General features: G+C 70.8%; 2 protein-coding genes (1 of these 2 cut by a window edge). Both read left to right on the forward strand.

Annotated features, from left to right (window positions below; genetic code table 11):
• Positions 1–363, forward strand: coding sequence for a hypothetical protein (locus HYQ63_RS43445; RefSeq protein ID WP_179939529.1), 363 nt, complete (start codon positions 1–3; stop codon positions 361–363).
• On the forward strand, positions 364–12,085 hold the 5' portion of the coding sequence (locus HYQ63_RS43450) for a lonely Cys domain-containing protein (protein WP_179939530.1). The gene runs 38,402 nt beyond the window's last position; only the first 11,722 of its 50,124 coding nucleotides appear in the window; it begins with the start codon at positions 364–366; its stop codon lies off the right edge, out of view. It begins immediately after the preceding gene.

Raw genomic sequence — 12,085 nt, forward strand, 5'->3', positions numbered from 1 at the left:
GTGATCTACAACAATTACCAGGCGAATCCCCCGGGCATGAAGCGGGCCCTTCACGGAATCCGAGAGAACGCGGAGGCGCCGAAGGAGGCGAAGGCCCGGTTCAAGAGCCTGAGGGACGGGGTCGACGACTGGAACGGAGACGACGACGAGTTCTTCCAGAAGACCGAGCCGCAGTGGCTGGCTCAGAACGAGAGCTGCGACGGGTTTGTCGACGGCGTGGCCCAGTTCATGGTCGGATTGGAGGCGGCCGTGCACGAGAGTCTGCGCAGCATCGGGCTGAACCAGGGGGCGGTCGGGGACAGGATCAACGAGGCCAAGGTGAGCGCGGACAACTACCGTAACGGTGGCCACGGGAAGCGCTAGATGTACGACATCGAGTATCCCGAAGAGGTCGAGGGCATGCTCTTCGCCCTGCTCGGCACAAAGCCGCTTCAGGCCAAGGCGGGCAAGGCCTGGGTCAGCCGTGACCTCTACACGGAGCTCGGTTCCTGGGTCCTCGACATGCGCGGGCGGATTCTGGACTCGATCGCCGAGGTGAGGGACTCCCTCCCGCCGAATGTGGCCGACGCCTATGAGCAGTCGTTGTCCCAGGTGGTGAACAGAAATGGCGGCGACGCCTTTCAGCAGTTCGCGCAGCAGATGGATCTGTTCGCCGACAACCAGGGCAAGCTGTCCCTACAGATCCAGAAGGCGCACTTCGAGATCATCGCCGAGATCATCGCGCTGATCCTGGAGCTGGCGATCCTGGCGGCGGTCTCCGTGTTCACCGGTGGTGCCTCGGCTTCGGAGATGATCCTGGCCCGGATGAGGGCCAGGCTGGCGATCCTGATGACGGTGGATCGTCTCCTGCGGTACATCCAGTTCTTCCCGTCGCTGGGCCAGGCGATCGAGGAAGCCGTGACGAGTCTCGCCGTTCAGCTGACGGCCATGGCCATCAATCCCCCCGAACAGCAGGCCGGGGGGATCGACTGGAAAGACGTCGGAATCTCGGCGGCGGTCGGCGGACTGGCCGGATTCTTCATCGGCCAATTAGGTGCTGGAGCGTTCAACCTCAAGAACGTCCTGTCGAACGTCTTCAAGAACAATTTCGGCAAGGATGTTTTCGGTAAGTTCGAGATTCGATTCAAGAACATTTTCACCACGCATAACGCGAACAACGCGATATTCGACATCCCGTCGGCGTTCGCGGCCGAGGGCTTCGGCGAGACGATCGCCGTGGCGATCGTCCTGGGCAAATGGAACTGGATGGACCTCGTCGGCTCCGGCCTCAGCGGGGTATCCGAGATATTCATGCACGGGCCCGTGGCGCAGGGTGCCGAGTCCCTGCACACCAAGATCTTCCCCGACGGGAACATCTTTACCGAGTTCCAGAAGAACTCCAGCGCAATCCTGATCGAGCGCCTCCTCAGCCAAGGTGCCGGAAACCATTCCACGGTCACCCAGGGCGACGGCCCGAAGAACGTCCCGCCTCCCCCTCACATTCCCGCCACGCCTCCCACGACCGTGGGCTCCTCGGTCCCGCCCCCTCCGAACACCCCGGCTCCCGGTGCCGGCAACACGCCGCCGCCGGTCCATCCGATCGACTACGACAGCTCGGACACCTCGTCCGTCTCGTCGTACGACCCGGCCGTCTTCGACAGGGACTCGGACCCGGGCTTCTCGGAGACCTCGTCGGTCACGTCCTACGACAGCAGCACCATCGGCGACAACCCGGACTCGTCCTTCACGAACACGCCGACGGTCACGCCGTCGAACATCGTGGCTGGCCCGGGCGCCATGGGCGGCTATCCGAAGAGCCTGGACCTCATCAAGGACCCGAACTCCCTCGTCACGTCCCCGGAGTTCCAGAACATCGCATCCGTGCTGGACACGCCGGACCCGATAGCCACGCCCACCGGCCCGGACGCGCCGAAGTCGCCGAACCTGCTGAACAACCCGAGCGCCTTCAACACCCCGCACACCCTGAACGACCCCGGCTCGTTCAACAACTCTGCCGCGTTCAACGACCCCGGCTCGCTGAACAACCCTGCCGTACTCAACAACCCCGCCGCGCTCAACAACCCCGCCATACCGAACAACCCCGGCGTCCTGAACGGTCCGCCGTCGAACGTCCCGGTCGTCTCGCGGTCCGACGAGGAACTCGGCGACGGCTACGACTCCGACACCGACACGGGCCTCGACAAGAACGCGCCGCACCTCGGCGACGCCCCGCGTACCCCCGGAAGCGGTGTCCCGGGCGCCCAGCGCCAGGCCGACATCATCCAGGCGCGCACCACGTACGACGACGCGCTGACCACGTACGCCGACGCCATCCGCACCGTCGATGAGCTCGGCAACGGCGTGGAGCCCAAGGCCGACACCGGCGCGGACAACCCCGTCACGCTCGCGGACGCCCAGGCCCGCGCCCAGCAGGCGCACGGCCAACTGCTCGACGCCGCCGAGCGGTTGCGCGGCCTCGGCGTTTCCCCGCACGCCGCGAGCCCGAACGAGCCCGGCCACACCCCGCCCCAGCCGCAGCGCAACGACGACCAGCGCGAATGGATCGCGCGGCAGCTCACGACGGAGGACCTGCCGGACGGCCTGGCGGAGGACCTGCCCCGGCTGCACGGCCCGAACGCCACCGCCACCCCGGTCGCGCTGCGCGACGCGGGCGTTTCGTTGCCATCCAAGTACGAAGCGGTGGGGGCGCTCCCCGGCGCGCGGATTCCCATCGGCGAGCTGCCCCCGGTCGACCAGGTACGTCTGCTGATGGCACAGCCCAGCCCGTGGCCGGCCGCGGTCGACACCGTGGCGGCCAACGCCTCGCTGCGGATGTGGGACGGGGCGTACGCGGACTTCAAGGGTGCGGCGCTGGACGGCGATGCCCGCCCGGCGGCGACACCACAGCCCCCGGCGTCACAGAGCCCGGCACCGCAGACCACACCCCCTCCGCAGCCGACCGAGGCCGATGTCGACCGGGCCTGGGACAAGGCCGTCGCCCTGGTGCTGCCGCCGACCTCGGCCCCCGTCCCGGCGGACTCCCGCCACGCCGAGACCACGTACCGCGACGCGGTACGGCAGGTGGCCGACCACCTGCTGAGGAACGGGCTGGACGCGCCGTCGGGCCTCGCGCTCGCCAACACGCTTCGGCGGGACCTCGGTCAGACACCCCTCCCCACCCCCGGTGGCACCACGACGCCCACCGAGTCGCAGGCCCCGGCCAAGCCGACCACCCCGGCCGCCCCGCTCCCGCCGAAGCCGACCGCCACCACGTCCAGCGACATCCCGGCCGACCCGGCGCCCACCCCGGCCCAGCCCACCACCGTCACCTCGACGGCCGTACCGAACCCCGCGGACACCGACACCGACACCGACAACGGCTCGGCCTTCGGCCTCGACTCCGAGACCGCGTCGTTCGTCGGCCCCGACGAGGTGCCGCCGGCCAAGCCGGAGCCGCAGCCGCGGGCCGAGCGCGGGCCGGTGTCCCGGGCCTCGTCCGGGCAGGCGATGCCCGGTGTGGGCGGTCAGGTCACCCTGCCGGTGCACACCGCGCCGGTCACGAGCCCGGCCGTCATGTCCGTCTCCACCGCGCCGCGGACGACGCCGGTGTCCTTCGCACCGAAGTCCGCGGAGGTGTCCAGGAACGCCGTGAGGACGCTGGGGCGGCTGGCCTACCAGGTGGCTCGGGACGCCCTGGCCAACCGCGACCGGGGGATCCCGCCCGCCTCCGTGATCCTCACCGGGTACGGCGAGGGCACGGACGCGCAGGCGGACGCGGAGGCCGACGAGCGCGCGGCTGCCGCGTTCGACGAGTTCATGATGGCCCTGGACCTCGCGCTGCGGCAGCTCCAGTCCACGGCCCCCGCGGGGACGATCCCCCTGAAGGCCGACGACTTCCGCGTCGAATGGCGCGGGTACGGCCGCTACGTCGGGCAGCCCACACTGCCGGGTACGGACGTGGCGGCGCTGCGTCGCCAGGTGACGGTCGACGTCGTCCCGCCGCTGACGCTGCTGAACGACCTGCGCAAGGCCGATCCCGACCTGCGGTACGAGCCGTTGGACGTGGACGCCATGGCCCGCCGCCCCCTCCACCTCCCCGAGAACACCCCCGTGGAAGCCGATGTCCGCGATCGGCTCTACGAGCTGGTGGCCTCCGCGTACCTGAACGACTGGGCGGGCAGCCTGGGTGCGCTGGGCGCGTACCACGCGTTCGTGGAGGGTGTGATCTCCAGCCAGCGGGAGCGTCACTTCACGCTGGGCGGCCATCGTGTCGCGGGTATCAACTGGAGCCTGGCGGCAAAGGTCGCCGCGATAGACCTCAGCAGTGTCGCCACACTGCGAGCACGTCCCGGTGGCGGGTTCGACACGCTCGGCTGGAACCACGTCCCGTGGGGGACGAGTCACTTCCCGTATGTCGTGGGGGCCGAGGGTGGCCACGACCGCGTGACGGCGACGTGGCCGGACGGTACGGCACACGACCTGACCGTCGACGAGTTCGTCGAACTGGTCGCGACCGACCTGGAGCTGACCGGAGCGCCTCCGGGCACCCCGATCGTCCTGGCCATTCCCCACGGCGGTGACCGGGGGCTCGATCTGCCGCAGAAGCTGGCGGACCGGACGGGCCTGACGGTGTGGGCGCACAGCGGACGTGTCACGATCCACGAGGTCGGGCCGCAGACGTACGGCATCGGCGTGATCCACCAGGTCGGTCGCATCGAGGGCGACTGGATCCCCAGTCGGCCCGGCAAGGCGCCCGGCGGGGCCGCGGACGCTCCCAGCTGGTGGCGCAAGGTGGTCAACCGGACCCTCGTCAGCACGAAGGGGCGGCGCATCGGTCGCACCGCACTCCGCCCCGAGGAGGTCGCCGGGAAGGGGTTGGAAGCGGAGCAGCGTCATCTCGAGGAGATGACGCATTTCGCCCACTTGAACATCGCGCTGGGGAAGATCGTCCCCGGGAAGCTCCCCCTGCCGACGCGGGGCAAGCCGGGAACGCGGAGGTACTTCTTCGACGCGCACGGCGTGCCCGGCTACATCGAGTTCCCGCTGGAGGACGGCACCGTCTACCGGGCCCCGAACGAAGAGGGGGCGCGGTACCTCGCGCGCCGCAGGAGCGTGCAGGAGCTCGACAAGGACGACTGGATCGAGCTGGTGCTCTGCTACGCCGGTTCGCCCCGGCACCGTGGCGTGGACGCGCACCGTCACGGCCTCAACGACAGCTTCCCCAGCTCCTTCGTGCCCGACCCGCTCGCGAACGTCGCTGTCGGGCAACATGTCGCGAACGAGACCCGGCAGAAGGTGAACGGCACCATCCTCATGGATGGGACCGCGACCCTCGACGGCGACCACATCCGGGTTCTGTACACCGACGCCCAGGGGCGGCGGGGGTCGTACGAGCAGTACTTCCCTGAGCCCGATGCCGAGGAGTTGGACCGCCGGGCGCGGGCGATCGGGTACCACACGGGTCCCGGGCCGGTGCCGGAGGAGGCCGGGACGGCGACGCTGCGGCTGGTGCGGGCGCTGCGGCTGACGCTGGGCAAGGAGATCGACGACGACGTCCGGATCGAGCAGGACCCGGAGTACGCGGAACTGCTGCGCGGAGCCGCCGCGCTGGACCGGATGTGGCGGCTCGACCTGCGGTTCTCCGACGCGGGCCCCTTCACGCTGGACTTCTTCGACCGGGTCGTCGCGGCGACGCTTCCTGACGGCACGAAGGCGCGCCAGGGGGACTACCGGAACGTGCTCAAGCGGGCGGCTGCCGCCTCTGCCGGTACCAGGCTCGCGGAATTCGTGACGCTGCCCTCGTCGCTGGACGACGCGGCCGACTGGCTCGACACCGCGGACGTCGTCGGTGCGGCCCGCCGGGCTCTGCACTTGCGCGGCTCCAACCACGTGGGCACGCCCGAGTGGTCCCGGATGTTCTGGGCGCGGGTCAAGATGCTGGAAGCGTGGGACGCGTCCGGCCTCGACAGGATCACCGCTCACCTGTACGACCTTCCCTCGGTCGGCCAAGTGACCGACAGGCAGCGCGACTTCACCCGGGATCTCGTGACGACGGCGTTCGCCCAAGGGTTCGACGGATCCGACGCGGACGTCATGGTCGGGCTCCTCCTCGACATGAACGGCGCTCTGTCCAACACCACCGCCCTGTCCAAGCCCGGCGCTCCGGATGAGGTGGCGGGACGGGATTTCCTGGGGTCTTTGAACGGCGCGGCCCCGGACCTGTCGAAGGTCCAGACGCCTTCGGGGCCGGTGGCCGCTCCGTGGGCCGGGAAGTACACGTCGGGCGAGTACAAGCCCGTTCCGTACACGGTGCACGCCAAGGTCGACCCGAACGCCCCGGGCCGGGTGCTCGTCACCTTCGAGTCCTACACCGGCCGTCCCCTCACCAGGAGCCTGTCGCCCCAGGAGTTCGCGGAGCTGCTGGCCCGCGACGAAGACCTGTCGTACGAGGACCTGACGACTCCGGTCCTGCTGGACATCCAGGGACTCGTCGCCCATGCCCCCGACCTGACCAAAGTCGTGGCCCAGCGCCTCGGCCGGTGGATCTGGGTGATCGGGGAGCCGAAGCCCACACACCCCGTCGATCCGCAGAATCCGGAGCTCGTCCCCTCCCCGGTGCGCCCCCCGGTCCCGCGCGCCGCCAGGGGGTTCGACAGCGAGTCCAGCACCGACGTCGACTCCGACGTCGACTCCGACGTCGACTCCGACGTCGACTCCGTCTTCGACTCGGTTTCCGTCCCCGACTCCGAGAGCGAGCCCGACTCCGACACCGAGGCCGAGTCGGCGGCCGTCGACTCGGCGGTCTCGGAGTCGTCGTCCGGGGCGCCAATGCCGGGGCTGCCCGGGGGGTTCTCGCTGCCGGTGCGCACCGCGCCGGTGCGCACCGCGCCGGTGGCCGCGCCCGGTGCCGCGGCCCCCTCCGCGGCGGTCCTGCACGTGCCGTTCGCCGCGGGCTCCACGACGCTGTCCCGGGATGCCGAATCCGCCACCGACGCCGCGGCCCGGTCGCTGGCCGACCTCGCGTTGACCACGTGGCGCAGCGGTCGGCCGATCCCCGCGGTGACCTTCACCGGGTACGGCGAGGGGACGGGCCCGGACGCGGCAGAGCAGGCGCTGGGGGAGAGCGAGCAGCGCACGGACGGCGTGCGCGACAGGTTCCTGGCCGCTCTGGACACCGCGCTCGCCCGCCTCCAGGCCGATGTCCCCCAGGGCGCGCCCCGACTGAGGGCGGCCGACTTCGACATCGTCGGGCGCCCCCGTGGTCGTCACACCGATCCGTCCGCCGCCGTGGACGCGGATCGGCAGGTGACGCTGGAGATCCTCGATCCGGTGGCGACGCTGAACGCCATGCGGCTGACCGATCCCCAGTTGCGGACCGGCCCACTGGACATCGACGCCATGGCCCGTCACCTCCTGCGGCTGCCCGCGGACGCCACGGTGGACGATGCCGTACGCCGGAACCTGTACGGCCTGGTCGTCGAGGCGAGCCGGGACGGCTGGGGGGACAACCTGGGCGCCCTGGGCGCCTACCACATCGCCCGGCAGGGTGTGCTCGACCCGAACCGGGACCGCTACCTCAAGGTGGGCGGCACGCGTGCGCCGGGCATCAACTGGGCGAAGGACAAGGTCCTCGACCTGGACGACACGGACACGTTCGAGATCCTGCGGGAGGCCGCGGACGGCGGCCTCGAGGTGGCCGACGAGAAGGACGCCCCGTGGAAGGGCGGCCCGACGCCGTATCTCGTGGTGGCCTCGGGCCGGCACGACATGGTGCGGGTGATGCTGCCGGACGAAACGACCCGGGACCTGACCATCGACGAATTCGTGGAACTCGTCGCGCGCGATCCGGAGCTGTCCGGGCTGCCGCTCGACGTGCCGATCGTGCTGGCCATTCCCCGCGCCGGTGACCGGGAACTCGACCTGCCGCGGCTGCTGGCGGACCGGACGGGCCGGATGGTGTGGTCGCACAGCGGCTTGGCCACGGCCGACGCCCCCCACATCGGGGTCCTGTTCAAGAACACGGACGTCAAGGGCGACTGGGTCCCCAGCCCGCCCGGAATGGCACCGGACCGGGCCACGAAATTTCCGGCCTGGTGGCGCAAGGTGGCCACCCGGACGGTCATCAGCGCGAGCACGGGGCAGCAGATCGGCCGCGAGTCGCACGCCCCCGCCGAGATGGTGAGCAGCCGTCGCGAAGAGTTCTACCGCCATCTCGACTCGATGAAGGCCGCTCACCTCAACGTCGCCACCCGCACCTACGTCTCGAATCCGGTTCCGCTGCCGAACCCGCGCAAGCCCGGGGCGAAGAGGCATCACTGGGTGATGCACGGCGGCCCGGGCTACGTGACCTTTTATCTGGAGGACGGCACCTCACACCAGGCCTGGTACGCCGAAGGGGCGCGGTACCTCGCGCATCGCAAGAGCACCCGGGCGCTCGGGGAGGACGACTGGAACGAACTGGTCGTCTGCTGGGCCGGTTCACCCGTGGACCGTGCTCTGGTGTCCGGTGGGCCCGGGAGCGACCGCTGGGGCTTCTCCTACCTCGGCCCCTTCGTGCCCGACCCGCTCGGGGAAGTCTCCTTCGGACAGCATGTCGCGAACGAGACCCGGCTCAAGACGAACGCCACCATCCGCGTGTCCGGGACGGGGCAGCACCCGGACGGCACCTACATCCGGGTCCTGTACACCGACCGCCAGGGGCGACGGCAGTGGTACGCCCAGTTCTACCCCGAGCCCGACGCCGCCGAGCTGGACCGCCGGGTGCGCAAGACCTACTACGACGGCCCCCTGCTCCCCGCCTGGGCGCGCGAGAGCACGCTGCGTCTGGTGCGGGCGCTGAAGTTCACGCTGGGCAACGACGTCGACGACCGCGTACAGGTGGACCAGGACCCGGAGTACGCGGAGCTGCTGCGCGGGGCCTACGCGCTGGACCGGATGCGGATGCGCGAACCGAGCCTCCGCGGTACGGGTCCGTTCACGCTGGACTTCTTCCGGCGGGTCGTCGAGGCGCGGCTTCCCGCAGGGCGGACGGAGGCACGTCAGGCCGACTACCGGAACGTGCTGAAGGCGGCGGCGGCCGCCGCGGACGGCATGAAGCTGAGCGACTTCGTGACGCTGCCCTCGTCGGTGGTGCGGGCGGCCGAGTGGAAGGCCACGGTGGACCTGTCCGAGGTGGCCACCAAGGCCCTGCTCCTGGACACCAAGCCTTACCACGCCGAGTGGGCCCGGATGTTCTGGGCGCGGGTCAAGACGTACGAGGCGCTGGACACGTCCGTTGACCTCGACGAGCTGACCGCCCAGCTGCGGGACCTGCCCTCCACCGACCAGGTGGACGACGCGGGGCGCGACGCGACCCGGGAGCTGATGACCACGGCGTTCGCGATCGGGCTCGACGGGTCCGATCCGGCCGTGCTGTACGCGTACCACCTCGACAACCTCGGCGCTGTGGCCGATACGACGGCCCTGCACGCGCCCGGTACTCCGGACCAGGTGTCCGGGCGCGACTACCGGCCCGGGCCGGAGGACGCCTTCCCGGATCTGTCGAGGGTCCAAACGCCGTCCGGGGTGCGGACCGCGCCCTGGGCGGGGAAGGACAGGCCGACCCCCTATGTGGTGCGGGCCTCGGTGGACCCGAAGGTCCCGGGCCGTCTGCTGGTGTCCTTCGGAAACGTCCTCAGGAGCCTGTCGCCCCGGCAGTTCATCGGGCTGCTGGACCGTGACCGTTCCCTGCTCCGCCGGGAACTCACGACGCCGCTGCTGCTGGACATCCCCGAGTTCGACCGCCACTTCCCCGGGCTGGCGCGGGACATGGCCCAGCACTTCGGCCGGGAGATCTTCACCACCTCGGCCGTCACGGGCCAGTCGGTGCCGCAGGGCGCGCAGCGGCCGGTGCTGACCCTGAGCCCGTCCGCCCAGGCCGGTGCATCCCGGGCGGACGTGGCGTGGAGGTCCACGAAGCCGGTCGATCCGCAGAACCCGGAGGACGTTTCCCGCCCGGTGCCGCCTCCGGCTCCCGAGGCGGCCTCGGAGGAGGGTCCGGCGCCGGCGGCGGGGCGGGGGCTGACGCTGCGGTTCGATCCGGGTTCGACCATGGTGTCCGAGGACGACGTGGCGGACATCGAGGATCTGGCGCGTGAGGTGGCGCCGTCGGTGCTGGCGGAGTGGCGTGCGGGGCGGTCGTTGCCGTCCTTCGTGGTCACCGGGTTCGGTGAGGGTCCGGCGGCGCGGGCGCGGGAGATGGGGCAGGAGCGGGCCGAGGTTGTCCTGGAGTGGTTCAAGGACCACTTGGACGATGCGCTGACGCGGCTTCAGGCGCCGGACACCCCGTGGGTGGACCGGCTGACCACGGAGGGGCTCCAGTTCACCGCCCGTAGCCGTGGCGGGGGTCCGGACTCCGGCATGGACCCGGAGGCGCTGCGGCGGACCACCATCGAACTCACCGCGCCGGTGGAGTTGTTCACGGCTCCGGAGCCGGACACCGAGTCGGGCCTCTTCGACTCCGGGAGCCACTCCGGGAGCGACACCGACGTCGGCTCGGTCTTCGACTCGGGTTCCGACACCGACACCGACACCGACATCGACACCGACTCGGACACCGACAGCGACCCCGCGTCGGCCGCCGCCCCCGACGACGCACCGGCCGCCAAGCCCCGACCGCAGGTCCGCCCGCAGCCCGGGCCGGTGCTCCGGGCGACGCCCGGGGCGCCGATGCCCGGGCTGGGCTCGGGAACGTCGCTGCCCATTCGCGCGGTTCCGGTCACGCCCCCGGCCGCCGCGTCCGGGCCCGCGCCGCTGACGCGGGTGTCCTTCGCGCCGGGGGCCGACGCGCTGTCCGAGGACGCCGGGACGACGCTGAGGGACCTGGCCGACCAGCTCGCCCGGGCCGGGCTGGACCAGCGTTCCCAGGGCCTCGTCAAGCCCACCGCGATCCTCCTCGGCTACGGCGAGGGCACGGCGCAGGACGCGGAGGACGAGGCACTGCGGCGCGCGTCCGCCGTGTACGAGCAGTTCATGGAGGACCTGGACCGCGCGCTGGAACGCCTCCAGGGAAACGTCCCCGTGGACAGCCAGCTGGTGGCCGACGACTTCCACATCGTCTGGCGCGGCCGCGGCGCGGACGTCGGACAGACCGACACCGCGCCGGACGCGGACGTGGCGGCGATGCGCCGTCAGGTGACGATCGAACTCGGCGACCCCGTCGCGACGCTGAACGCCCTCCGCCTCACCGATCCCGACTTCGCGAACGACCCGCTGGACCTGGATGTCATCACCCGCAGCATCCTCCACCTCGACCCGGCCGCGCCGGTGGACACGGACGTCCACGAGCAGCTGTACGAGCTGGTCACCAACGCCATCGCGGACGGCTGGGCGACCAGTCTGGGGGCGCTGGGCGCGTACCACGCCTTCCAGCAGGGGGCGATCCACCCGAACCGGGATCGCTACTTCATGGTGGACGGCAACCGCGTCCCGGGCCTCAGCTGGAACCTCGACAAGGTTGTCGAGCTGGATCCCGACTACGTCGAGTACACCCACCGGCCCGCGACCGGCTCCGATTTCGTGACCAGCAGCCCCGCTCCGTGGCGCGGCGGGCCCAGGCCCTACTTCGTGGCGGCCTCGGGCATGCACAACGCGGTGGCCGTGCCGTGGCCGGACGGGACGCTCCAGGTGCTGCGCATCGACGAGTTCGTCGAGCTGGTGGCACGCGATCTGGAGCGGCAGGGTCTACCGAAGGACCACCCGATCGTGCTGGCCGTTCCGTTCGCGGGTGACCAGGGGCTGGATCTGCCGCGGCTGCTGGCGGAGCGGACCGGCCGGACGGTGTGGGCGCACTCCGGTATGGCGCTCATGAACACCCAGAAGCCCGCCAACGTCGCCGTGCTCTTCGAACACCACCGTCACCAGGGCGACTGGATCCCCAGCGTGCCCGGTATGGCGCCCGACCGCAGAGCGGACGCCCCGGCCTGGTGGGCGGAGGTGCAAACCCGGACCCTCATGGACGCGCGGTCGCAGCGCCAGTCCGGCCGTTCCGGCCTGCCGGACCATGAAGTCGTCGGGACCACGGAGACCGATCAGCGTCAATTCGCCAGGATGACGCACTACGTCCACA

Source organism: Streptomyces sp. Rer75 (genome assembly GCF_013414305.1).
GTDB classification, from domain to species: Bacteria; Actinomycetota; Actinomycetes; order Streptomycetales; family Streptomycetaceae; genus Streptomyces; species Streptomyces himastatinicus.